The sequence below is a fragment of the Myceligenerans pegani genome, assembly GCF_014892515.1.
In the GTDB taxonomy this organism is placed as follows: domain Bacteria; phylum Actinomycetota; class Actinomycetes; order Actinomycetales; family Cellulomonadaceae; genus Myceligenerans; species Myceligenerans pegani.
Map to the genome: position 1 here is coordinate 14901 of NZ_JADBGR010000013.1, position 23878 is coordinate 38778.

20 protein-coding genes are annotated in these 23878 nt (G+C 68.4%); 10 read left to right on the top strand and 10 right to left on the bottom strand.

Annotation, left to right across the window (positions count from 1 at the left end):
- Window positions 1–96: 96 nt before the first annotated feature.
- The 6 genes from lipB to IIE03_RS00530 all read left to right on the top strand — a co-directional run bounded on the left by lipB (window position 97) and on the right by IIE03_RS00530 (window position 5812).
- Window positions 97–912: a lipoyl(octanoyl) transferase LipB gene (lipB, locus tag IIE03_RS00505; RefSeq protein ID WP_192860776.1), complete on the top strand. Its 816-nt coding sequence runs from the start codon at window positions 97–99 to the stop codon at window positions 910–912.
- Window positions 913–1064: 152 nt separating this feature from the next.
- Window positions 1065–2069, top strand: a complete 1005-nt coding sequence (lipA, locus tag IIE03_RS00510; protein ID WP_192860777.1) for a lipoyl synthase — start codon at window positions 1065–1067, stop codon at window positions 2067–2069.
- A gap of 124 nt (window positions 2070–2193) precedes the next feature.
- Window positions 2194–2925: a DUF4191 domain-containing protein gene (locus IIE03_RS00515; RefSeq protein WP_192860778.1), complete on the top strand. Its 732-nt coding sequence runs from the start codon at window positions 2194–2196 to the stop codon at window positions 2923–2925.
- A gap of 236 nt (window positions 2926–3161) precedes the next feature.
- A complete protein-coding gene (glnA, locus tag IIE03_RS00520; RefSeq protein WP_192860779.1) occupies window positions 3162–4586 on the top strand; it encodes a type I glutamate--ammonia ligase in 1425 nt (474 codons plus the stop codon).
- Window positions 4587–4727: 141 nt separating this feature from the next.
- Window positions 4728–5375, top strand: coding sequence for a hypothetical protein (locus IIE03_RS25505; protein WP_225997032.1), 648 nt, complete (start codon window positions 4728–4730; stop codon window positions 5373–5375).
- Window positions 5360–5812: a hypothetical protein gene (locus IIE03_RS00530; RefSeq protein ID WP_318842709.1), complete on the top strand. Its 453-nt coding sequence runs from the start codon at window positions 5360–5362 to the stop codon at window positions 5810–5812. The genes IIE03_RS25505 and IIE03_RS00530 overlap by 16 nt, the downstream gene beginning before the upstream one ends.
- On the opposite strand, the gene IIE03_RS26295 is transcribed toward IIE03_RS00530, so the two are convergent.
- The 8 genes from IIE03_RS26295 to IIE03_RS00570 form a co-directional block, all read right to left on the bottom strand.
- Window positions 5796–6683: a site-specific integrase gene (locus IIE03_RS26295; RefSeq protein WP_318842710.1), complete on the bottom strand. Its 888-nt coding sequence runs from the start codon at window positions 6681–6683 to the stop codon at window positions 5796–5798. The two genes, IIE03_RS00530 and IIE03_RS26295, sit on opposite strands and share 17 nt — an antisense overlap.
- A gap of 367 nt (window positions 6684–7050) precedes the next feature.
- Complete coding sequence (locus IIE03_RS00540; RefSeq protein WP_192860781.1) at window positions 7051–10344, bottom strand: ALF repeat-containing protein; 3294 nt, start codon at window positions 10342–10344, stop codon at window positions 7051–7053.
- Between the two features lie 166 nt (window positions 10345–10510).
- Complete coding sequence (locus tag IIE03_RS00545; protein WP_192860782.1) at window positions 10511–12706, bottom strand: trypsin-like serine protease; 2196 nt, start codon at window positions 12704–12706, stop codon at window positions 10511–10513.
- Between the two features lie 322 nt (window positions 12707–13028).
- Entirely contained in the window at window positions 13029–13703 is a 675-nt protein-coding gene (locus IIE03_RS00550) for a response regulator (RefSeq protein ID WP_192860783.1), read from the bottom strand.
- A complete protein-coding gene (locus IIE03_RS26545) occupies window positions 13700–14959 on the bottom strand; it encodes a sensor histidine kinase (protein ID WP_192860784.1) in 1260 nt (419 codons plus the stop codon). Before IIE03_RS26545 ends, IIE03_RS00550 begins: the two co-directional genes overlap by 4 nt.
- A 71-nt stretch (window positions 14960–15030) precedes the next feature.
- Window positions 15031–15843 (bottom strand): DUF6529 family protein, encoded by an 813-nt coding sequence (locus tag IIE03_RS26550; protein WP_318842711.1) that lies wholly within the window; start codon window positions 15841–15843, stop codon window positions 15031–15033.
- A gap of 219 nt (window positions 15844–16062) precedes the next feature.
- A complete protein-coding gene (locus IIE03_RS00565) occupies window positions 16063–16446 on the bottom strand; it encodes a type II toxin-antitoxin system HicB family antitoxin (RefSeq protein WP_225997034.1) in 384 nt (127 codons plus the stop codon).
- Window positions 16443–16649 carry a type II toxin-antitoxin system HicA family toxin gene (locus tag IIE03_RS00570; RefSeq protein ID WP_192860785.1) on the bottom strand — a complete coding sequence of 69 codons (207 nt, stop codon included), beginning with the start codon at window positions 16647–16649 and terminating at the stop codon, window positions 16443–16445. The genes IIE03_RS00565 and IIE03_RS00570 overlap by 4 nt, the downstream gene beginning before the upstream one ends.
- A gap of 402 nt (window positions 16650–17051) precedes the next feature.
- On the opposite strand from IIE03_RS00570, the gene IIE03_RS00575 reads away from it, so the two are divergent.
- Both IIE03_RS00575 and IIE03_RS00580 read left to right on the top strand, forming a co-directional pair.
- On the top strand, window positions 17052–17774 hold the full coding sequence (locus tag IIE03_RS00575) for a hypothetical protein (protein WP_192860786.1): 723 nt from the start codon (window positions 17052–17054) through the stop codon (window positions 17772–17774).
- A 166-nt stretch (window positions 17775–17940) separates the two neighbouring features.
- Window positions 17941–18888 (top strand): hypothetical protein, encoded by a 948-nt coding sequence (locus tag IIE03_RS00580; protein WP_192860787.1) that lies wholly within the window; start codon window positions 17941–17943, stop codon window positions 18886–18888.
- A 659-nt stretch (window positions 18889–19547) separates the two neighbouring features.
- Here the strand turns inward: IIE03_RS00580 and IIE03_RS26300 are convergent.
- On the bottom strand, window positions 19548–19679 hold the full coding sequence (locus IIE03_RS26300) for a hypothetical protein (protein ID WP_264158542.1): 132 nt from the start codon (window positions 19677–19679) through the stop codon (window positions 19548–19550).
- Window positions 19680–20060: 381 nt separating this feature from the next.
- On the opposite strand from IIE03_RS26300, the gene IIE03_RS00585 reads away from it, so the two are divergent.
- Both IIE03_RS00585 and IIE03_RS00590 read left to right on the top strand, forming a co-directional pair.
- A complete protein-coding gene (locus tag IIE03_RS00585) occupies window positions 20061–20651 on the top strand; it encodes a hypothetical protein (protein ID WP_192860788.1) in 591 nt (196 codons plus the stop codon).
- 98 nt (window positions 20652–20749) lie between these two features.
- Window positions 20750–22468, top strand: a complete 1719-nt coding sequence (locus tag IIE03_RS00590) for a cholesterol oxidase substrate-binding domain-containing protein (RefSeq protein WP_192860789.1) — start codon at window positions 20750–20752, stop codon at window positions 22466–22468.
- Window positions 22469–22597: 129 nt separating this feature from the next.
- Here IIE03_RS00590 and IIE03_RS00595 read toward each other — a convergent pair whose 3' ends face one another.
- On the bottom strand, window positions 22598–23647 hold the full coding sequence (locus IIE03_RS00595) for an Asp23/Gls24 family envelope stress response protein (protein WP_192860790.1): 1050 nt from the start codon (window positions 23645–23647) through the stop codon (window positions 22598–22600).
- Between the last annotated feature and the right edge of the window lie 231 nt (window positions 23648–23878).

A 23878-nucleotide genomic window follows, 5' to 3' on the forward strand; every position in this document is an offset into this window, starting at 1 on the left:
GAGAGCGCGATCGGCCCCTCGTCGTGCGGTCGCGGCCCTCCGCACCGTGACCGACGAGACAACCCCTCCCGCCGGGGCACGGCGTAGCCTGAACCGGTGGAGACCCCCATCGACATCCAGCGCCTGACCGGTCACGTCGACTACCACGAGGGCTGGGACCGGCAACGCCGCACCCACGAGCAGGTCCGCACCGGCGAGACGCCGGACACCCTCTTCCTGCTGGAGCACGCGTCGGTGTACACCGCCGGCCGGCGCACCAACAGGTCCGAGTACCCCACCGACGGCACGCCCGTGATCGACGTCGACCGCGGCGGCAAGATCACCTGGCACGGGCCCGGCCAGATCGTGTCGTACCCGATCGTGCGGCTCGCGGAGGCGTTCGACGTCGTCGGCTACATCCGCACGCTCGAGGCCGCCGTCATGGACGTGTGCGCGCAGCTCGGCCTCGAGACCATCCGCGTCGAAGGACGCTCGGGGGTGTGGATCGCCGCCGACGGCCCGGACGCGGTCGGACCGGACGGCGAGCCGCGCCTGGAGCGCAAGGTCTGCGCCATCGGCGCTCGCGTCGCCAAGGGCGTCACCATGCACGGCCTCGCCCTGAACTGCGACCCCGACCTCACGGCGTTCGAGAAGATCGTGCCGTGCGGCATCCCGGCCGAGGACGCCGACGTCACGTCGCTGTCGGCCGAGCTCGGCCGCGACGTCACCGTCGCCGAGGTGCTGCCCCTGCTCGAGGAGGCGCTGGTGCGCCACCTGACGCCGCTGCTCGCGGCCGCGAAGCCCGACGGCGTCGCCGCCGCACCCGTCCCGGCCACCGCGCGCCCGGCCGACGCCGGCGCCCTCGTGACCGGCGGGACCGGCCCCGCCGGCGCCGGGAACACCACACCCGCCGGGGCGGTTGCCGCCTCGTAGGACATCGCGTCGCGCGGGCCCCGGCACGTGCGACGCCGCAGGGACGACGGGGTGACCAACCCCACGCACGGGCGGGCCGTCACCACGACCGCCGTCGTCGACGAACGCCGTAGGCTGGCCAGGAGAACCCTGACCTGGGAGGGGAAGACAGCGTGACCATCGCACCCGAGGGCCGTCGCATGCTCCGCGTCGAAGCGCGCAACGCGGCGACCCCCATCGAGAAGAAGCCCGAGTGGATCAAGACGCGGGCCACGATGGGACCCGAGTACCGCGACATGAAGAACCTGGTCAAGGGCGAGGGCCTGCACACGGTGTGCGAGGAGGCGGGTTGTCCCAACATCTTCGAGTGTTGGGAGGACCGAGAGGCGACGTTCCTCATCGGCGGCGACCAGTGCACGCGCCGCTGCGACTTCTGCCAGATCGACACGGGCAAGCCGGCCGAGTTCGACCGGGACGAGCCGCGTCGCGTGGCGGAGTCGGTCCGCACGATGGGGCTGAAGTACTCGACCGTCACCGGCGTCGCCCGCGACGACCTGGCCGACGGCGGCGCCTGGCTCTACGCCGAGACGGTGCGCCAGATCCACGCGATGAACCCGGGCACGGGCGTCGAGCTGCTCATCCCCGACTTCAACGCGATTCCCGAGCTGCTGGACGAGGTCAACGACTCCCGCCCGGAGGTGCTCGCGCACAACGTGGAGACCGTACCGCGCATCTTCAAGCAGATCCGCCCGGCCTTTCGCTACGAGCGGTCGCTGTCCGTGCTGACGCGGGCGCGTGACGCCGGCCTGGTGACGAAGTCGAACCTGATCCTCGGGATGGGCGAGACCATCGACGAGGTCAAGCAGGCGCTCGTGGACCTGCACGACGCGGGCTGCGATCTCATCACGATCACCCAGTACCTGCGCCCGTCGGTGCGGCACCACCCGGTCGAGCGGTGGGTGCGCCCGGAGGAGTTCGTGGAGCTCAGCGAATTCGCCGAGGAGACCGGCTTCCTGGGCGTGATGGCGGGGCCGCTGGTGCGGTCGTCGTACCGCGCGGGTCGGCTGTGGGGCCAGGCCATGACCAAGAAGGGCCGCGAGATCCCGGAGGCTCTGCGGCACCTGGGCGAGCCGACGACGGCCCGTCAGGAGGCGGCGAGCCTGCTGGCGCCCCGCTGAGCGCGGGTTCTCCCAGGCCGCGTTCCGCGGCGAACGGCGGGCACGGGATCTCGGTCCCGTGCCCGCCGTCGTACACCGCCAGGCCGTCCTCCGGCGCGTGACGACGCAAGTAGAATCGGATCCCATGGCCCGTTCGAACTCTCCAGACAGCACGCGCGCCGGCGAGGGCGGCACCAAGAAGCCCAGGAAGCAGCGCTGGTACCACCAGGTATGGGCCGTCTACCGGATGACCCACAAGCAGGATCCGTCGGTGACGTGGATCATGCTGGGCGTCTTCGTGGCGATCGTGCTCCTGGCCGAGGTGATCGGCCTGCTCTGGGGCCACCCGATCTACATGCTGATCGTCGGCATCCCGTTCGGCGTGCTCGGCGCGATGTTCGTGCTGTCGCGCAAGGCGGAGAAGGCCGCCTACACGCAGATCCAGGGCCAGCCGGGGGCCGCGCGTGCCGCGCTCGGGACCGTACGCGGCGGCTGGACGTTCGAGGACGAGCCGGTCGCCGTCGACCCCCGCAACCAGGACTTCGTGTTCCGTGGCGTCGGCCGGGCCGGTGTCGTGCTGGTGTCCGAGGGCCCGTCCCACCGCGCGCAGAAGCTGCTGGACAAGGAGAACAAGCGCACCGCCCGCGTCCTGCCGAACGTGCCGATCACCACGATCCAGTGCGGCGACGAGCAGGGCCAGGTCCCGCTGACCAAGCTCACCCGCTCGGTGACGAAGCTCAAGAAGGTGCTCACCAAGTCCGAGGTGAACGAGGTGAGCAAGCGCCTCAAGGCGCTCGGCGGCGCGCGGCTGCCGATCCCGAAGGGGATCGACCCGACCCGCATGCGCCCCGACCGCAAGGCGATGCGCGGCCGCTGATCCGCCCAGCGGACACCCACGGAGCGACGGTGCGAGTTCTGGCAGTCTCAGGACCGTTGACGCCGACCCGACTTACCCTTCTCCCGGGAGTTACACACCCGAGAGCCGGGCGTAACGTCACGGCAACAATCAGTAACCCGAGAGAAACCGCGGAACCATAGGTTCGGGTGGATCCGTACGCGGGTCATCCGGACGGTCAGTCCCCCGAACGTCATCCAGCCAGCCAAGGAGCGCAGATGTTCAGCAACGCCGAGGAGGCAATCGCCTTCACCCGCAACGAGGGGGTGGAGTTCGTCGACGTCCGGTTCATCGACCTGCCGGGCGTGACGCAGCACTTCAACATCCCCGTCGCGCAGTTCAACGAGGACGCCTTCACCGACGGCCTCATGTTCGACGGTTCGTCGATCCGCGGGTTCCAGGCGATCCACGAGTCCGACATGAAGCTCGTGCCGGACGTGGGCACGGCGTTCGTCGACCCGTTCCGCAAGGCCAAGACGCTGGTCATGAACTTCTCGATCGTGGACCCGTTCACGAACGAGCCCTACGCCCGCGACCCGCGCAACATCGCGGCCAAGGCCGAGGCATACCTGCGCTCCACGGGCATCGCGGACACCGCGTACTTCGGCCCCGAGGCGGAGTTCTACATCTTCGACGACGTGCGGTTCGGGACGTCGCAGTCCGAGGGCTTCTACCAGATCGACTCCGTGGAGGCCTGGTGGAACACCGGGCGCGACGAGGAGGGCGGCAACCTCGGGTACAAGACCCGCTACAAGGGCGGCTACTTCCCCACCTCGCCGGGTGACCGCTTCGCCGACATCCGCGACGAGATGGTCCAGACCCTCGGCCAGGTGGGCCTCGCCGTCGAGCGCGCGCACCACGAGGTCGGCACGGCCGGTCAGCAGGAGATCAACTACCGGTTCAACACCCTGCTGCACGCCGCCGACGACCTGATGAAGTTCAAGTACGTCATCAAGAACGTGGCGTTCCAGAACGGCAAGTCGGCGACGTTCATGCCGAAGCCGATCTTCGGCGACAACGGCTCGGGCATGCACTCGCACCAGTCCCTGTGGCTGGGCGGCGAGCCGCTGTTCTACGACGAGAAGGGCTACGGCGGCCTGTCCGACACGGCCCGCTGGTACCTGGGCGGCATCCTCAAGCACGCGCCGTCGCTGCTGGCCTTCACGAACCCCTCGATGAACTCGTACCACCGTCTGGTGCCGGGCTTCGAGGCCCCCGTGAACCTGGTCTACTCGGCTCGTAACCGCTCCGCCTCGATCCGGGTCCCGATCACGGGTTCCTCGCCGAAGGCCAAGCGCATCGAGTTCCGCGCGCCGGACCCGTCGTCGAACCCGTACCTGGCGTTCTCCGCGATGCTGCTCGCGGGCCTGGACGGCATCAAGAACAAGATCGAGCCGCCGGCGCCGGTCGACAAGGACCTGTACGAGCTGCCCCCGGAGGAGCACGCGCTCATCCCGCAGGTCCCGACGTCGCTCCCCGAGGTGCTCAACTCCCTCGAGGCCGACCACGAGTTCCTCACCGCCGGTGACGTGTTCTCCGAGGACCTCATCTCGACCTGGATCGACTACAAGCGCGAGAACGAGGTCGACCCGATCCGCCTCCGCCCGCACCCGCACGAGTTCGAGCTGTACTACGACATCTGAGCCTGATCGGCTAGATTCCGGGCTTCACGGCGCCTCCGGGCGCCCGTAGTCCATGAAGAGTCCACGCGAGCCGCGAGCACCTTTTCGGTGGCGGCACGCGTGGACTCTTCCGTGTCCGGCCCGCTTGGCTATCCTCACCGCGTGAACGCGGAGATCGCCCGGCTGGTGCGCCCATGGGGCCCACCGGCGTGGCCGGACATCTGGCGGCCGGTCCGGGAGACCGGCGTCGGCGACCGCACGACGCTGCTGGACCGCATCCGCACGGTGCTCGATGGCGAACCGGACCTTGTCGAGGCGTGGAACAACTTCTCCGGTGACAAGCGGTACACCCCGTCGTGGGCGCTGGAAGGGGAGACGGTTTCCTGGGTCATGCCCCGAGGGAGACGCGGGCCGGCCCGGACGTTCGACGACGAGACTGAGGCGTGTGCGCAGTTCGTCATGCGTGACGCCCTCTGGAGCGTCGAACGGCGGTTCGTCGACATCGAGGAACCTCGCCGCACCTGGTCGCTGATGCACGGCCGAGACTTCTTGGCGCTCCTCACTGTGACCGACCACGACTGGCCGTGGCTCCACGCGAACCTCTCCCCGGCTCCGGCCTTCGACGCCTGGCGATCCGCGTTCGACGACGAACGCCGCCTCCTGGAGCGCATCGACGACGACGCCGAAGCCTGGGAAGCCGCGTACGACGTCATCAGCAGTGCCCTCACGCTCCGCGACCCCGAGGGGACCGATGCCGAGATGTTCCTGCTCCATATCGACGGCGACGCGGCCTGGTGGCGATCGGCATGACAGAGAGCGCCGCCGCGAACCCCTCTGCCGAGGAACATGGCAAGCCACTGATCCTGATGGGATATTGGCTCGGCCCGTACGCCCCCGGCTGGCCCGATCCGCGCAACTTCGTCGATCCGTCATGGGATGTCGACGAGCGCACCCAGATCGTCAACTACCTGGAGCGCGGAATGGCCGTGCGCTACTACATGGGCGAGTCCGAGTGCCGCTTCTGCGGCCAGTTCGTCGGTTCCGGGGAGTACAGCGACGGCACAGTCGTCTGGCCCGAAGGCCTGGCCCACTACGTCGCCGAGCATGCCGTCCGGCTACCTGCCGCGTTCGTGGACCACGCTCGCCGAGCGACCGAGGCACTGGAGAATCGGCCCGTTGACCAGACCTGGTGGGAACAGCAGGTTGGCATCATCGAGTCAACAGACGAGCCTACGAGCGCTTCCTAGCGCTTGAAGCCCGCGAGGAGTCGACGCGAGCGGCGAGCACCTTCCCGGTGGCGGCACGCGTGGACTCTTCCGTGTCGGGCCACAGGTGTGCGTACGTGTCGAGCGTCGTCTTCGCGCTCGCGTGGCGGAGGCGTGCCTGGACCACCTTCACGTCCGCGCCCTCCGAGATGAGGAGCGAGGCGTAGTAGTGCCGGAGGTCGTGGAAGCGGAACTCCTCCGGCAAGCCCTCGATCTCGTTCCCCTCGGCGTCCTTGTACGTCGCCGCCTCTCGTGCTGCCCGGACCGCGCGCTGGATCTGCCATGGGCCGGTCTGCTCCCCCGCCTCGTCGGCGATGATCCAGGCCGATGCCGGCCGGTCGACTATCGAGCCCGACAGTGCCTCGACGAGTTCACGCGCTGCCGGGATGGGAGTCTTCGACTCGTCGGTCTTCAAGTCCTCGTCCGGGTACTGGACCGCAGGGTTGATGATCGCCCGCAGGAAGTCGACGTCGGCGACCCGGAGACCGCAGACCTCGGCGACCCGGAGACCGGAGAACGCCCCGAGGAGGATCGCCGGGCGCAGGTGCTCGGGCATCGCGTCGTGGAGGGCCCACATCTGGTCCGTGGTCGCGATGAACGCCCGCTGCTTGCCCGCGGGTGGCGCAGTCCGGCGCGAGCACGGATTGCGGGCGAGGATGCCGTCCAGCACGGCGTCCGTGAGGATCTGGGACAGCCGCCGGTGCAACGCGTAGACGTAAGACGCCTCGGCGCCACCGTCGGCCAGCGCTCCGGTCCACGCCTTCACGTCCGACGGCTTCAAGGTCCGCAGCTTCCGGCCGCCGAAGGTCTCCTTGATCTTGGCGACGTGCGTGCGCGCCTGCCGACGGCGCACTGTGGTGGGTGGCGGTGCCGATGACCGAGGACGACCCCGGGGACGAGAAGGCCCGGCAGCTCTACATGCTTCTGCGCGCGACCCACACCTTGGCCCTTCGGCCCGGGAGAGCGCCATCAGGAGACCGCCTACGCGATCGACCGCGGCGCTGCTACAGGCCCACGGCACGCGGCGCCGTCGGGAGCCGCAGCAGATCACCGTCGTGTCCCTGCGACGCCTCGCCTCCCCGCCTCGAGATGACGCCGCCCAGGCCCCGGCCCGCCAGTGAACCCACCAGTGGATGCCGGGCCCGCTCCGGGCATCCACCAGACGTCGGAGTTGCGGGTGCGCGGACGGACAACTATCGATGTCCCCGAACCCTCCCGCTCTACATGAACAGACTGGCGAAGCCGTGGGCCAGTCCGGACACGCCGTCCCACATGCTGCGTCCCAGGTCGGCCCCAGCTTTGACCACGTCGTCGGCCACCCTGGCACCGGCAGCGATGCCTGACCCGATCCCCATGAAGGCGCCGCCCAAGCCCGTCATGAGTGCCGAGTTCCAGAACTCGCTGCTGCCGAATCCGTACGCGAACCCGTTCGCAAGGGTGGCACCGACCCCCAGAGCGATCGAAACCACACCGCAGAAGGCTCCCATCGCGAGGAGCCCGCCGCCTATGAGAGCCCCGAACCCTGTGTACCAAGACGCTGCGATCACGAGCCCACCCGTCAGCGCGAACGCGCCGGCGGCCATGCCGTAGAACGCACTCGCCTGGCTCAGGTACTTCGCCAGATCCTTCGCCCGGTCGCCGGACTCCTCCGGCGCAGGCCCGGCGACGACATCTCGACCATCGACTGTCGGATCGTCATCGGCTGGATTGGTCCCCGCCTGGTCGTGCTGCCGTGCCCTGTTCGCTCTCTCGCGGGCCTCCCGGGCCTCCTCGGCCCGCGCAGCGTCTAGCGCGATCCGATTGGCTGCGCTCGCTGCGTCGGCGGCTGCCCGTGCGTCCTGGTCTGCCTGGAGCGCGGCAGCGCGAGCGTTCGACGCGGACTCTTGCGCCGCGGTGGCGTAGGTGACCGCCTGGCGTGCAGAGAAGATCGCCTGCTTGGCCGAGTAGTTTGCCGACCTCCTGGCCTCTCGTGCGACCGCCGCCGCTTCCTCGGCCCTCTGCGCGGACCGCGCGGCGGCTGCCGCCGATGCTTCGGCCGAGTCGGCGAATCCGTCTGCCCGGGACGCGGCCCGAGACGCATCGGCCCGGTAGGCGTCCGCTTGACGCGCCCACTCTGTCGCTTCGGCAGCGGCACCACGTGCAACTGCTGCGATCTGAGACGCCCGTGCTGCGTCCTCCAGCGCTGTGGCCGCGATTCCCGCTGCACGTGCGATCGTTGCGCGGATCGCACTCACGTGCGTCGCGTGGTCGTGATCGACCTGCGCGTAGTAGTACTGGTGGCGCGAGACGAGGTTTCGCCGCATGAGGGCAGAGCCTTCGAGCGTCACCTGCGCTGCAGCGCTCAGGTACTGCCCGCCCGACGCGAGGAATCCGGAGACCTCCGCTTCATCGTCTTCCTCGAGCGCTGTCACGAACCCAACCGTGAGGAACTGGTGGAGCGCTTCAGCGGTGCCCTCATCGAGTGCCGCCTCTGCCGCGGCGCGTACCCCGGGCCGGGGGTCGTCTGCGAGGATGCGCGCCACAACGACTCGGTTGTCCTCGGCCCCTGCGGTGACCGCCCCCGACTCGATGAACCTGCGGACCGCGTCTGGTGCATCGCTCTCCAGAGCCGACGCGGCCGCCTCTGCGACCGCCGCGGGAGCGGTCGCAGCGGTGGCGAACGCCATCTCCCGGTCGTCCTGCTCCTGTGCGAGCAGGCGATCGGCCTCGATCCAGTTGACGACGTCGTACCGAGAACCTGCCAGCGCGAACTCGGCCGCGCTCCTGGTCCACCCGCCGTGGGACGTCAGCAGTCTCGTTGCCGCTTCCCGACCAGCCACAACGGCCCGGTCGAACGCCCCGTCCCGCAACGCCGACTCCGCTGCCGTGATGAGTGACCGAACCTCATCGGACTGGAGAGCCTCCTGAGTCTGAACCCTTGAGAACCGCAGCAACTGCTCGGACTCTCCCTGAGCCAACTTTCTCGCTTGCTCGATGGCGGACTCGGTGTCCTCCTGGAGGTGCGCCGTCTCGGCGTCGCGTGCTGCCGCCTCTACCTCCTCGGCTTCGCTGACGGCGCCTGCAGCGGCGTTGGCCGCATCGACAGCCGCCTGTGCTGCGGCCGTCGAACGGTTCGCGAAGTCGATCGCCTGGCCGGCATGGTCTGCGGCGTCATCCGCCGCGTCAGCCGCACGCACCGCATGGTCGGCCGCGCTGTTGGCCGCGTCGCGGGCCACACGCGCCGCGGTCGCCGCCTTGTTGGCCAGCGTCCGAGCCGTGCCCGCCGCCCTCGTAGCCTTGGCAGCCGCGGCATCGGCCTCCGCCGCAGCGGCGCGGGCTTTGGCTGCCTCGCTCGTCGCGACGCCGGCGGCATCGGCGGCAGCCGCCGCGGCAGCGGCGGCGACTGCCGCATGATTCGCAGCGCTGGCGGCCGAGGTGCCCGCAACCGCCGCCTGGCTCGCGGCTGTCGCCGCTTGATCCGCGGCCAGGGCCGCAGTGCGGGCCTTTCCCGCCGCATCCCTCGCTCCGACTGCCGCCGACCGAGCCGCTGCCGCCTGTGAGGCGTCCTGCGAGGCCGCTATCGAGGCACGATAGGCCTGAGACGCCGCCTTACCGGCAAAGGCAGCAGCAGTCGCCGCAGACTGTGATGCCACGGCCGCACGCTGCGCCGCAATCCGCGCGGTCCGGGACGCCGAGATCGCCGTCGATGCCGCTGCCGCCGCACCCTTCGCGGCCTGTGCAGCACCGTTCGCGGCGCGTGCCGACAACGCGACGTCCTCGTTCGCGGCCAGCGCCTCAGCCTTGGCACGCAACGCAGCCTCCCGCGCCTGCTCAGCGGCTGACACGGCTTGCTGTGAAAGAGTGACCGCCTCCTCCGTCTTCAGACGAGCACGCCGCCCCTCCTCTTCAACGATCGTCACAAGCTGATCGATCGTGGCGGACTCCTCATCGCGCGCACGCGCGATGTACTGGCCCGAACCGAGGAACCGAGTGATCGCTTCGGGCGAACCGTCGTCCAGGGCGCGCTGCGCATAGATGCGCACCTGCGGGGACGCTGTCGTAAGTATCGACGCGACGGCCAAGCGGTCGTCCTCTTCCTGCGCAGTCCGTTGCCCGTCCTCCAGAAATGCCCGGAGAACCTCGTCGCTGCCGTCCGACAACGCCGCGAGTGCCTCCCGTCGAACAGCCGGTCCGCCGTTGCTCATCACAGTTGCCGTCGCGACCCGCAAGTCCTCATGTACCGGGGACCGATACTCGCCCTGGAGATAGGTCGCGATCGCATCGTCCCCACCGGCCAGGGCATTTCCGATTGACGCTCGGGTGGCGCTACCCGCGAAAGCCAGGGCTGCGGCGAGCGCGAACTTGTTGTCCTCGGCCCGGAGCACCGGCAGGTCAGTGCCCACAAACACGGCGACGTCGTCGTCGGTACCCGCCAGAGCTCGCGCAGCCGCGGCGCGGACCGCGCGGCCCTCTGTCTTGAAGGCCCAGACCGCCTGCCCCCGAATCGTGTCCGGCAGACCGGTGTCCGCAGACATGATTTCAGACCCGAATGCCGTACGTGCCACGAGCGGGTTGCATGTCGGCAGGGATCCCGCTACCGCCACCCCCGCAAAGACTGTCAGTAGTTGGCGTCTGCCGAGCACAAGCCCATCAGATCGCATGATTGCGCCCTCCCTTTCAGCGTCTTGTCGAACCGGCTACTCACCGGCTGACCCGGATCTCCACCAGCACGTGCTCTCGCCCGTCGACCGATTCCCCGATGGGACCCCACTCGTTGGGCCCGAATTCGTACGCCGTGGTCTCACCCTCCGCAGTCGTCTCCAGCTCCGTCGAGGCATAGTCATTCGTGTGCACCAGATAGGCACCCGGAAGGTTCAACTTCAAATACCCCTCGACCCCTGTCATTCGGAAACAAACGTCCTGGTTATCCAGCCCGCGGGCGGAAACGCTCAAGACGTTCTCTTCCGCACAATCAGCAAGCAACACGTGGCCATCACCGGAGATGAGACGAATGCCGCGCTCCTCGAAGATTCCGTCGGCGCCTGGATAGGCGAAGGTCTCCACCGCCGACGTGTCGCCCGCCGGCCGGTTGACCGCCACCGCGGCATCGCCTCGCTCGCTCGGGCGTCCGAGCACCCAGGCGAGCCGAGACCCGGGACGGTAGGCCACGAGCCCGGTCGTCGAGCCGAGGTGAGCGTCGTCGTAAGCGATCAGACGGTCACGGGTGTGCGCCATGTTGTACCCGGCGATGCCGCCGCCCTGGTTGGAATAGACCGCAGGCCCGGCCTCCCCGCTGCCGTCCGCGTGGCGCAGCCAGGGCACCACGGTCACCCACCCCGCCCCTGGCCGGTAGAACACCAAGTGGTCGGCCTTGCCAGAACGGTCGTAGTCGTAGGCGATCACACGGTCGGCCGTTGAGGTGAGCCTGCCCATCCTGTGCTCGAAGACCTGCTCGTACCCGCCCCCAGTGGTCCGTTCGATGACCCGGTACGACGAGCTCACGATGTCCGAGTCGACCAGGCCGGGCCGATAGGCCACGAGGCAGTCCCGGCGGCCGGAGCGGTGGCAGTCGAACGCGATCATCCGATCGCGCGCGTTTTGCACGTCGAAGCCGGCGATCCCGCCGCCCTGGTTCACGTAGACGTTGGGACCGAGGTGCCCTCCGCCTGCGTCGTCGTCGAGAACCCACGGGACGATCGTCACCCACCCGGCCCCGGGACGATAGAAGACCACGTGCTGGCCGGTCGCCGAACCCTCGTCGTCCAGCATGATCATCCGGTCGGCCGTCAAGCTCAGGCGACCCAGCTTCTGACGGTGGATCCGCTGGTACCCGCCGTCCGGGTCGCGCTCGAACACGCTGTAGGACGCGCTCTCGCTGTCCGAATCGACCTCGCCCGGCCGGTAGACCACGATGCAGTCCTGTTTTCCGGTGCGGTGGCAGTCGAACGCAAGCACCTTGTCATGTGCCCGCCCCAGCAGGACGGTGCCCTGCGCGGGTACCGGGCCGATGCCGGCGTTGGAGTTGTGGAAGACCCTTTCGTACGAGCCGTCTTCGCGGTGCTTGACGACCCAGTACTTCTTCTCCGGCCCCGGCCGGTAGATCAGGAGGTGGTCCAGCTTCCCCGTGCCTTCGTAGTCGACGGCGACGATCTGATCGTCGTTGCGGGCGAGGTCGTACCCCGCAATGCCATCGAGGTGCCCGTCCCCGTCGCGATCAGCAGATGCGTATGACGCCAGGAACGCGTTCTTGTACCAGACCGCGTTCCGCTCCACCCAGGCCGCCAGGACGTCTGCCCGAACCACCTGACCTGTCCGGTCGGCGTCGCTCGGAGCCTCGAGGCAGCCGTTCTCGACCGAGCCCACCAGGACGCCGACGACCTCGACGGCACCGTCGACCGAGCGAGTGACCGGAGCACCCGCATCACCGTCACACGCTGCGGCGGTGGACTCCGCGGGCGCACTCACCTCGAACGAACTGTCGGAGATGCCTCCCGCAACGAGGCCGGCCACCTGAACTTCGTCCGGCGCCCACACCGTCTCTGTTCGTCCATAGCCACTGAGCGCCAACGACTCGCCGTCCACCACGGATGAATCGGTGAGATTCCACGGAACGACGTCAACCCCCAGTGTCAACCTCGCCAGCGCCACGTCGTGGTCCGGGTGCGGCACGATCCGGTCGACATCACGCACATACCCGTCCGATGTCGACAGGTCAGCTCGCCCGATGGTTGCCGTCGTGTTCGCCGGCGCCGCGCCGGTACGCACCTCGTCAGAACCATCCGTCGTGAAGCACGACGCCGCCGTAAGCACCCACTGTGGCGCGACCAGCGCGCCAGTGCATGCCTTCTCCTCGCCGACGACGACGCGCACGACCTGCCGGACCCAGCTCGGCTCCACGGTCCCACCACCAGTCACCGCCCCGGCAGGCGACGCCAGGCCCGACAACAAGACCACTGCCGCGACAGACGCAACGCCCAATCGTCTCAACATCAGATCCTCCGTCCAGTACGCGAAACACGACCGGCCCGGAGGCATGTACGCCCGGGCCCGGAAACGCAAAGCAGAGACCCGATCGCCACGTTCGTGGCCTGGCCCGGTCTCTCAGGTGCCGTCATAACGCCAGCATGTCAATCCGATGCCTGGACCAACCTCTGCCGAACGGCAGAGGATTCGCTGCGTTCCCGCGATCAATCCATCGAAGGCGCAGTATCGGGCCTTGTCAGGTGTAATCCGTTGGCTCGGCGATCCCGTGCTCCCAGGCCCAGGCGGCAATTCCGACGCGGTTGTGGACCTGGAGTTTCGCGGCGATGTTGGCGACGTGAGTCTTGACCGTGCCCGCGGAGACTGTCAGCTCCTCAGCGATGTCGGCGTTGGTCCGTCCCTGCGCAACCAAGCGCGCGACCTCGGTCTCGCGAGCGCTCAGCCTTGACGAGCCTGGTCGGGAGACCCAGCCGAGCCTGCCGCGTCCGTGCCGGAGCAGACGAACGGTGATCTGTGGGCTGACCAGCATGTCGCCGTTGGCTGCCGCGCGGATCGCCTCGGTGAGCAGTGTCGGACCGGAGCGCTTGAGCAAGAATCCGGATGCACCGAGCGCCAGGGCAGAGGACACGTACTCGTCGAGGTCGAAGGTCGTGACCACGATGATCCGGCAGTGCGACGTCCGTGGGTCCTTCATCAGCAGACGCGTTGCTTCAAGACCGTCCAGCTCCGGCATCCGGATATCCATCAGGACCACGTCGGGAATCAGGTGACGCACCGTGTGGAGCGCTGACGGCCCGTCCGCAGCTTCGCCGACCACACGCATGTCCGGCTGAGAATCGATGAACATCCGGAATGAGCTGCGCACGTCGCGCTGGTCATCCACGACGACCACTCGTGTCTCCGGCACACTCACGATCGAGTCCCTCCTCTGCCCCAGCAGGGTATCGTCGCAGACAGCCGCCACTGACCATTTCCGTCAGGCCCGGCAACCAGACGACCACCAACGGCAGCGACCCGCTCTCTCAGCGCGGTCAAGCCGGTGCCTCCGTGCGCACGACGCGGCCTTTCCAGCGACAACGCCATGGTGCCGATGTCGTTGAGAACCACGACCACGAGATCGCCATCCAACGAGCCGCTCACAGAAACCGTGACCGCGCACCCCGGCGCGGCGTGTCTGCGCACGTTGGTCAGGCCTTCGACCACTACCCGATAGACGGTCGCCTGCACTTCCTGAGATGGACCCGTCCGCACGTCGTCGTCGATCTCGACCCGTACAGGTGGGCCATATCCACGCTGCCCGCGAAACCGGTCCACCAGTGCAGGAACGTCCGAGATTCGCCGCATGGACCGTGGAGCCGCAGCCCCGTCGTCGTGCAGCACCTGGACGAAGCCGTCCATCGCGTCCAGCGCGCCCACACCCACGTGCTCGATCCGCTCGAGCACCTCACGCATCTGATCGAGGTCGTCGGCCCGTGCGAAACGCACCGCCTGTGCCTGTGCAACGATGCCCGTGAGGTCATGGGCAACGAAGTCATGCAGGTCCTGAGCCAGTTCCAACCGCTGCTCACGGCGGACCTCGGCGATCAGTTCACGTCGCCGGCGAGCGAGATGACGCGGCACACCACCGGTAAGCACTGCGATCGTTGCGGGGAATGCCATCCCGGCGAGATGCCCGAGAATGATGAGCAGGTCGAATCCCGAGGAGATCGGCCACGGCCCGACGTCGGATGCCACCTGCGGCCAGTACTTGACGAGCCGAAGCACCCACACGACGAACGCGACCCACACCAGCGCCGCCGAAATCACCGCCACTCGCAGCGGAGCCGTCCACCGCACGACAGCCGCCAGCAATGCGAAGAGTGCAATCAGCTCGACAGGACCGGGGTGCTTCCCCGGCTCGCCGATCGTCACATCGGCAAAGAGCACGTAGGCGGTCGTGGCGAGCGAGATCGAGCCGGCCCCGATGGCAAGAACATGGAGATACGAGCGGCCTGCTCGACCGCCGACGATCATCGCAAGCACCGCACCCACGGCAACAGCCGCCGGGACACCGACCGGACCCACACCATTGCCGAGCAACCACGCGCTCACCACAGTCAAGACCGCAAGGACGACAAGTAGGGCACGACGGACTGACACGACATCAGCGTAGACGCGACGTGTGGTCACGTTCCCGGATCCGCCGAAGCCGGTAGCGTGACGGGTTCCGCGCCTGTGCGGACTCGGACCGGAGGCGCCGGCTACCCGGTGACGCTGATCTGGTCCCCGTCGACCGACACCGCGACCTCGGGGAGCGGGTCCCGGCTTTCCGGTGTCAGACCGGACGCGGCCTGCACCACTGACCCGTCCTCGATCGAGTACCGGCTGCCATGGCACGCGCAGTCGATCGTGCCGTCACGCACCGCGCTCACGGTGCACCCCTGATGCGTGCAGACGGCCGAGAAGCCTCTGAAGTCGCCTTCGGTCGGCTGCGTGATCACGAGCTGCTGGTCGGCGAGGATCAGTCCACCGCCGACCGCTACCTCGCCGGTCGAGGCCACGACGTCCGCTCCGGCGCCCGCCTCGCCTTCGGGTGCGCCGTCGCCTGCAGGCGGGTCGGCCGCGGGCGGCTGCTCGTCGTCGACACCGTAGACCGCACATCCGCTCGCTGCGCTCGCGACACCGGCGGCGCCGAGCACCAGCACGTGCCGCCTCGAAGTGGCTCCCGTCCTGGGACCGGTCTCCGTCATGAAGAGGGTCCCGGCGGCCGAGTGGACGAGCACACGGGGCGTCGCGGCCTGGAACCCGAGCGCATAGAGACAGTGGACGGCGACCGGTATGGTCAGGAAGAACGCTGCCCGCCCCGACCAGCGGTGCACCGCGCCGATCCAGCGCGGTGGGTCGGACGGGCCGATCTTGCCGTACATCATCAGCGCCGACCCCACCTGCACGAGCGCGAGCAGCAGCGCGGCCGACGCGAGCCAGACCTTGGCCTCGAGCGGCCCCGAGAAGCCCGCGACGTTGACAACTTCGTAGAAATGGCAGAAATGGCTGCGGTACTGGAGACAAACCACTCGCGACGTGCCGAGTTAGCAACCGTCGCGTTCTCGGCAGTCGGCGGCGGCGCAGTCGGCGCTGCGCTGACCGCCTGGCTGACTTCGCTTGGCTAGGAGTGGGGAAAAGATGCCTGGAGCATCAAGGAGGCATACTGTCGCATCGCCCTGGCGGGCTCTCGATTAGGGCATTGCACCGCCCTCGCGTGGCCAGGTCATCTGGCGACGACCGCCGCTGTGTCACTGCTGCACGAGTTGATTGACGCGTTGGTGTGAGACGCCGAGGATCTTGCCCACGTCGCGTTGGGCGATGCCCTTGCCCACGAGCTTCCGTGCGAGTGCTGCGGTCTTGGCCGACGCATCGGCGTCAAGACGCTTGGCCTCGGCGCGTTCGGCGGCCACGTCTTCCAGGACGTCGCGGACCTTGATGCCGGCGACCGCGTCGATGGAGACGTTCACTGCGACGTCCTCGACGGGGACGTCGCGTGTGACGGCGATGAGCTCGCGTGCCATCTGCTCGACGTCAGCGAGGCGCCGGGCCTGGGTGAGGCCGTCGATCTCGGGGACGTGGACCATCCACCACCCGTCCTCGCGGGTGACGGTGGCCTGATAGGTGCTGGTCACTTCGTGCCCTCCTGGCTGTCCTTGATGGCCTTGAGAACCTTGCGGTAGACGCCCGGGCTGATCTGCCGATGTCCGTCCGGAACGGAGACGCTCACGCCGCTCGGATGCTTCCACTGCGTGTGGGAGCCGACCGTCCGGCCCGCCGTGAAACCGGCGTCGCGCAGTTCCTTAAGGACCTTGCGTGTGGGCTGACTACTGACCATCAGGCTAGTCTATGCGCGCTAGACAAATCAAGGCAAGGGTGGCTAGACGAATCTGGCCCGGCTGGCTCACTGAGCGAAGCCAAGGATTCCAAGTTCTCGACCCGATCAACGAAGCGGTTGGACACAGCCTCCTGAGAGGTGACTGGCAGGCCGTTGGTGGCCCAGCTCTGGTAGGCCTGCTGCAGTGGAGCGTGCATTGAAGTTGTCCGTTTCCTCGAGCATGGGCGGTTCTTCTCATGTGGTCGGGAGGATTGGTGAGGTCCCGACGTGGTCTTGGGCTCGCCGGCATAGGTCCTGTCCGACAGGTGTGAGCGGACCGACGGCTGGGAGGGTTCCCGTCGGCATGCACGATGATGGCTGCGTCGGTGATCGCAGGTGCGTAGTAGGTCGAGTGAGGGCTGGATGTCGGACAAGGACGACGATGACGCCAGGTACGTTGATGCCACCGTGCGACGCATCGCGCGGCTGGCCGAGACGTCACCGAACGAGGCCGAGATCCTCATCGTGGCTTTGCGGGACGCGGGGTACGAAGCGCGTGACGTCGAGGGGGCGATCGACACTGCCGTCCGATCCGCAGTGGATCGTGTGGCCGGCGAGTGCGACACGGCGCGATCAGTGAGCGCTTCCCAAGAAGGCATTGCGGCAGCCGCGAAACTTCTGGCCGCGACAGAAGCTCCGCTACGGGTGCTGTTTGCGCTGGGCGGCCGCGACAACACGGTCACTCGGGATGTGTGTGACGAGGTTGCGCGCGTCGTCGACCGCAGTGTCGCCACCTATGCCAAGTGGCACGATACGGATCTGCGCGGCGGGCCGCTATTGATCCGGGCTCGTGACCTGGCGACGAGTCCGTCGACCAGGTCGGCCATCGACAAGCACCTGCGCCGGTCTCGTCGCAGAAGCTCGGCAGTGGCGCGTGCGAACCAGCGCCGGGCGCGGCCGCGTCCGCACGCACCTCGCCTCAGGACTGTCCGTACCGACCGGTGGTCGGACCGCGCGAGCGGCGGCTATGGCCAGACCGGAGACGTCGGGCGGGTCGCGGTCGTCCTGTACTGGTTGTTCTGGGTGGTCGCGTGGGGGGTTCCCATCGGTCTGGTGATTCTGCTGGTCCGGTGGCTTGAGGGATGACGCACGTCGCTCCCGTGTTCGTAGTGCCTTACGCCCGTTCGGATCGACGGTCCGGGTGCTCCGCCGTTCCCGCTTCCACAGTGCTCGGGACCCCTCCCGCCAGTCGGGTGATGAGATGCGGGGACCCGACGGGTCGTCAGGGTGCATCGACGAGGGGGATGGTGAGATGGACCGCTCCTGGATTGGATTCGCAGCGGCAGTGGCATCGTTCGCGGCTGTGTGGACGAGCGTCGGCCTTCTCCAGTCGGGCGTCTTCAACATCAAGGAGGCGCGGAATTTCTTCATCGGGCTTGAGCGTGAGAGCTTCCCTCCTGACGATGTCGCCATGATCGATGATCTTGGTCGTGAGGGCGTCTGGCAGGTCGTGGGCGGTGTGCTGCTGCTGGTGGTGGCGTTGATCGCGCTTCGCTGGGCACGGTCCGGACTGGTCGCCGCGGGGGCAGCGCTCGTCCTCGTGTCGCTCGTGGGCGCGTTCGCGATGCTCACCGAGACCTTGCCGGTCGTCTTCATGATCGACTTCGCGCTGCCTGGTTCGCAGTCCGTGGCGTGGAGCCCGACGACATCGGATACCGAGTTTCTCGCCAGCGGCGTGGGGATCGTTGTCGGAGTAGCACTGGCTGTGGCTGGCGTCCTGGCGGGGACGAGGCGACCGGCCTCACCGTGGCGGGAGCGGGTCCTCGGTGCGGGTGTCGGGGTCCTTGTCGCTGTCGGAGGGACGCTGTCCCTGGCGGCAGGCGTCTTGATGAACTATTGGCCGCTGGCGCACATGGAGGAGGTGTGGCCAACGAGCGGGCTGTGGAGCCTTCGCGAGGAAGAGCCGTTCGAACCAGGTGGTGCACTGCTCATGCTGCTGGGGGTTGCCCTGGTCGCAGGCGCGCTGTGGAGCGTGCGCTGGACGTCGATCGGGGTCTGGATTGCCGCGGGCCTCTGGGTGGTGCTTGCCGTCGCCACGTTTACCCCGACCGGAGTGCCAGGGGCAGGCGACAACGTCGTCAGCGGTGGAATCGTGCTTGTCGGTGCCTGGTTCGGGGTGCTGGCTCTCATCGCGGCCACCCTCGGCCTCGTGACCCACGCTACTCGCATGCACCCGCCCGGTCAGGCCCCGAGCACGTAGTCCGGCCGGCCCTTGACCGACCAGCGGGCAGTGCCGCGACAATCTGCGCCTGCCACAGCGAGCACGCTTGTCGGAGGTGGTCGAGCCGGACCGCCATCGACCCCTTTTGCGGGTGGATTTCAACCTAGCGGGACAACCTCCAGGACGCGCCGAGGGTGACAGGTAGATCGTTCGACGGGACAACTTGGTGACAACCACACCGGTCCAGGTGACACCTTCGATGGATCCCTACAGCTGTCCGACGGCAAGACCGCACCCGACGCGAGTCCAGGAAAAGTCCACAAGATGTCCAGCGCCAGCCCGATCCGACCGGCGCTGGCCAACGCAGAAACCGCGAGATTCCAACGATCCCAACGTGGCCAGCACCGGCCGTCCTCCAGGTCCGACTTCGAGCTGTACTACGACATCTGACCGGCGGCCCGGATAGGGTTTCGTGACGTCGCTGGGACGGCGGCTGATCTGCGCGACGCGTTTCCCACGTTCGCGCAGGTCAGCCGCCGTTTCGCGTTGCTGAACTCCGGAACGGTCGGACCTTGAGTTCCCGAACTGTCGGGCTCTGAACTCCCGAACGGGCGGCGTCAGGTAGGTCAGTGCTGCACGAGTTGATTGACACGCGGTGCGGGCGCTCGCATAGGTCCGGGCTCGGCCCGCGAGTGGAGTCACTCCGCCGACGCGTCCGCCGCACCCTCTGGACACCCCTTCCTCCTGTCCCAGGCGTCGAGGCGCCCGGGTGGTTCGTCGTGCCCGCGCTCGACAAGCAGGTCGGCCAGCCATTGCCGGAGCATCCTCATGTCTCGATCGTCAACCAGGTTCACGGTGTGCTGCCGGGCCAGGGGTGGGTGAACCGGGGGGTGAATCGGCGGAACCGACGCCGTGCGCGACGTAGCGGGCGTCGACCGGTCGACGTCAGGAAATCGACGCCGCCGTTCTCGCGCGTGTCCCGCGAGTTCTTTTCCGCACGCCCATCTGCGGGAATCCACGCCGTACGCTCGAAATGATGAGTCCTGCTCCTCCCGGAAAGTCTCGGTTCATTCATTGCCCGCCCGTCGCGTTCCGATTGACAAGACGGGGACACGGCTTGATGCTCGTCACGGTGAATCACGCATAAACATGGTCCACCGCACTTCCGACGAGCTATTCGAGGGGAAACCGTAATGATGCGAGGATTTCGTGTGATCCGTCGTTCCGGGATGGCCATGATCCTGTCGGCCGGCCTGGTCGTCGCCGGGACCACGAGCGCGAACGCGCTCGCAGCACCTGAAAGCAGCGTCCCGGAAGTGATCGCCGCCCCCGCGGCAGACCCGGCACTCGCCGTCTACGCGTCCGCGCCCAGCGCCTCGGCGGATCTTCCGGTCACCGACCTGCTCGGCACCGTGACCGGCCTCATCGGGAGTCTGGTCGACGCCGTCCTCGGCGTACTCGGCGGTACGGGCCCGGGCGGGACGTCCCCGGGCGACGGAACGTGGTCCCCGAGCCACGACGAGGAGACCGCGATCATCCCCATCTGCTCAGGGCCCACCGCGACCCTCGACTGGCTGTTCGTGAACTTCTCCGATCACGGGACCGATCTGGGTCAATTCCTCACGGAGAACGCCGATCACATCGTGCAGATCGTCACGCTTTCCTCCGACCCCTACGAGACCCTGCAGTACCTGCTGACACCGTTCCTTCAGGTTCCCGTCTACGCCATCAACGACACGGTCTTCCACCAGGAGGCCACTCTCGGCGACATTCTCGCGTTCTGCGAGTCGGCTCGCGCCTGATGAGGTATCCGGCTCGCTGAGTCGACATCAGCGGGGTGCGCCGGCCGGCGCACCCCGCTGCATGAGCACACGACGAATTCCCGCGCGAAAGAATCCCCATGAATTCAGCACCTGACGACGTGGCGCCACCTCGGCCCGAGGGCCCGTCGCGTCGGACCGTCATGACGGGCGCCGCCCTCGGCGCCGCCTGGATCCTCATCGGACGGGTCGACCGGGCCGAAGCCGTCGCCACCGACCTGCCTCCAGGCTTTCCTCCAGGCGTGGACCTGCACAAGGACGTCTTCAGGAACTGGGACACCACCATCACCACCGAATCGCTGTGGACCAGCACGGCCGAGGGCGCCGACGATGTCGTCGCCGTCGCGAACTGGGCCGTCGCCACGGGATATCGCGTCCGGCCGGTCGGGTTCAGCCACTCCTGGTCCCCGTTGGTCGTCGAGGACGGGACCGCGGCGAACGAGAACATCGTCCTGATCGACACCAGCAAGCTGGCGGCGATGAGCATGGACACCGCCGACCGCGTGCGGGTGCAGGCGGGTGCGAGCATGGAGAGCCTGCTGGAATTCCTCTCGGCGCACGACCGGTGCCTCATCGGCGCCCCCGCTCCCGGCGACGTCTCCGTGGCCGGGGTGCTCGCGGTCAGCGGCCACGGGACCAACCTCCCCGCCGAGGGCGAGGCGACACCGCCCGGCGCCACCTACGGCACGGTCAGCAACACCGTCGTCGAACTGACCGTGGTGGTCTGGGACGACGTCCGGGACTCCTTCGTCGTCCGGACCTTCCACCGCTCCGATCCGCAGATCGCTCCCCTGCTGGTCAATCTCGGCCGGGCCGTGATCCTCGAGGCGGTGCTGCAGACGGTCCCGAACTACCACCTGCGATGCCGGAACTCGACCTCGACCTCCTACCGGGAACTGTTCGCGCCCCCGGACGAGGCCGGGGACCGCTCGTTGAGCGCCCTCGTGGAGCGCCATGGGCGCGTCGGGCTGATCTGGTTCGCCATGACGGAGTTTCCCTGGGTCCAGACCTGGGACGTCACCGAGCGACGCCCACTGCTGAGCCGCCCGGTGTACGCGCCGTACAACTTCCCCTTCGCCGACAACCTCCCGGACAGCGTCAGCTTTCTCATCGCGGAGATCACCAAGGGGGCGTGGCACCTGACCCCCACGGCCACCAACGCTCAGCTGACCGCGGCCGCCGCCGGGCTGGTCGCCACCGGTGCCACCGACATGTGGGGCGAGGCCAAGAACTTCATCCACTTCGTCAAGCCCACGACGCTGAAGGTCTCGGCAGGCAGCCATGTCGTCATCACTCGCCGCGATCTGATCCAGCACGTCGTCCACGGCTTCACCGACCACTACCTGAGACTCATCGACAAGTTCCGGTGCGACGGCGACTACCCGGCGAACAACACCTGCGAGATCCGCGTGACCGGGCTGGACCGCCCGGAAGACATCGGCATCCCCGGGGCTGCCACCGCCACCCTGTCCGCGGTCGCCCCGGTGGCAGAACGTCCCGAACTTGACACGGCCGTGTGGCTCGACGTCCTGAATCTGCCCGGCAGTCCTCGTACCCACGAGTTGTTCATGGGCCTCGAGGCCTGGTTCCACGAACTCCCGCCCGAACTCGGCGTGGCCCGTCCCGAATGGGCGAAACGGTTCGCCACATCCCTCGACGGCTCCTGGACCGACACCGAGGCGCTCCGGACGACGATTCCCCGCGCTATCGCGGGCTGGGACGAGGCGCTGGCGGCCTTGGACCGCTGGGACCCCCACGGCGTCTTCCGCGCCGACCTGCACGATCGCCTCATGCCCTGATCCGTCGCCCCGCCTGCCGTCCTTGCGCGTCGCGACCAACGAGGGCAGGCCGGCCGCCGCGATCGCCGGGACGGCGGCCGGCCGCACTCTCGCCCCGCGGCGTAGCGAGGGCCGGCCGCCGTCCCTGCCTCAGGCCCGTTCCGGCGTGTGCATGTCGCTGACGTTGATGTTGACCGCCTCGACATCGAGTTCGAGGAGGCCCTCGACGGCCTCGATCACGTCGGTGCGGATCCGCGTGGCCACCGCCTTGATCGGGCTCCCGTACTCAGCCACGAACGAGACCGTGATCGTCGCGACGTCGTCGACGACCTCGACCCCGGAGCCGTCCAGGGCATGCACGCCCTCCACCTTGGCCGCCGCCGCACTGACGAGCTTCGCCACGACGCCGTCGCTCAGCGTCGTGTTGCCACGGACCCCCGCCGCCGGTCGCGCGGCCACTGCGCCTGCCTCGGCGGGCTCGGTCGCCTCGGCAGCTTCGCGGTCGACCGTCTCGCCAGCCTGGTCGTCACCCTCGGAGCTGGTGGTGTCGTCGGCGATCGGCTCGACGGCGCCTTCCGGGCCCGCGCCGTCGACGTCCTCCCCCGCAGCGTCGGCGCCCTCCTCGTCGACGGCGTCGTCCTCCTGGTCAGCGGCGCCATCCGCTTCGCCGGCGGTGTCGTCCGACTCCGTGGCGGCTTCGTCGACAGTGTCGCCCTCGGCGGCCTCGCCGCCGTCGGTTGCCTCGGCCCCGGCGTCGGAACCCTCGGCAGTCTCGGTCCCGCCCTCAGCCGCACCGGGCGTCGCGTCGTCCCGCTCGATGGTGGCGTCGTCCTCGGCCACCTCCTCGACGGGAGCGTCGGGCCCGCTCTCGCCCTCGGTCGCCGCGACGTCGTCCGCGCCCTCGCCCTGGGCCGCTTCGGCCGGGGCGTCGGCGGCGACGTCGCCGTCGGTCGGCACGTCGCTGTCCGCGCCTGCCGCATCGGCGGGCTCGGCGGCCGTGGTCTCGCCGGTGGCTGCCTCGGCATCGACGGGCGCCTCCTGAACTGCCGGCCCTGCGCCGGCCCGTTCGGTCGTGTCAACCGCGGCCGCCTCGGGTGCGAACGTCGCGGCCTGCGGCACGGCTGCGGCGTCGTCGCCGCCGGTCGCGGGCTTGGAGGACTCGTTGGGGCGGTGGAAGATGTTGTTGATGAATTCGGACATGCGGACGAGTCTCCTTCGACTGGGGATGCAGTTGGGTACGCGGGAGCGGGCGCCGTACTGGGGGTGCGATCAGTGACGCTCGTCACGTGTCCTGTGTTCATACATCCCGTGACCCAACGGTGACAAGACCGCGAAGGCGTCGTTGCCAGTTCTTCCCGGGAGGTTTGCCCCTGGTTCAACGGGCGCGGGCCGGTCGCGCCAGGCGTCGGCGGCCGGCCTCGTCCGTTCGAC

What these genes read in the sequence shown, in the direction of transcription:
- IIE03_RS00515 (WP_192860778.1), top strand. Translation starts at nt 2,194, where the DNA reads ATGGCCCGTTCGAACTCTCCAGACAGCACGCGCGCCGGCGAGGGCGGC.
- glnA (WP_192860779.1), top strand. Translation starts at nt 3,162, where the DNA reads ATGTTCAGCAACGCCGAGGAGGCAATCGCCTTCACCCGCAACGAGGGG.
- IIE03_RS00540 (WP_192860781.1), bottom strand. Translation starts at nt 10,344, where the DNA reads ATGTCTGCGGACACCGGTCTGCCGGACACGATTCGGGGGCAGGCGGTC.
- IIE03_RS00570 (WP_192860785.1), bottom strand. Translation starts at nt 16,649, where the DNA reads ATGGTCAGTAGTCAGCCCACACGCAAGGTCCTTAAGGAACTGCGCGAC.
- IIE03_RS00575 (WP_192860786.1), top strand. Translation starts at nt 17,052, where the DNA reads ATGTCGGACAAGGACGACGATGACGCCAGGTACGTTGATGCCACCGTG.
- IIE03_RS00580 (WP_192860787.1), top strand. Translation starts at nt 17,941, where the DNA reads ATGGACCGCTCCTGGATTGGATTCGCAGCGGCAGTGGCATCGTTCGCG.
- IIE03_RS26300 (WP_264158542.1), bottom strand. Translation starts at nt 19,679, where the DNA reads ATGAGGATGCTCCGGCAATGGCTGGCCGACCTGCTTGTCGAGCGCGGG.
- IIE03_RS00590 (WP_192860789.1), top strand. Translation starts at nt 20,750, where the DNA reads ATGAATTCAGCACCTGACGACGTGGCGCCACCTCGGCCCGAGGGCCCG.
- IIE03_RS00595 (WP_192860790.1), bottom strand. Translation starts at nt 23,647, where the DNA reads ATGTCCGAATTCATCAACAACATCTTCCACCGCCCCAACGAGTCCTCC.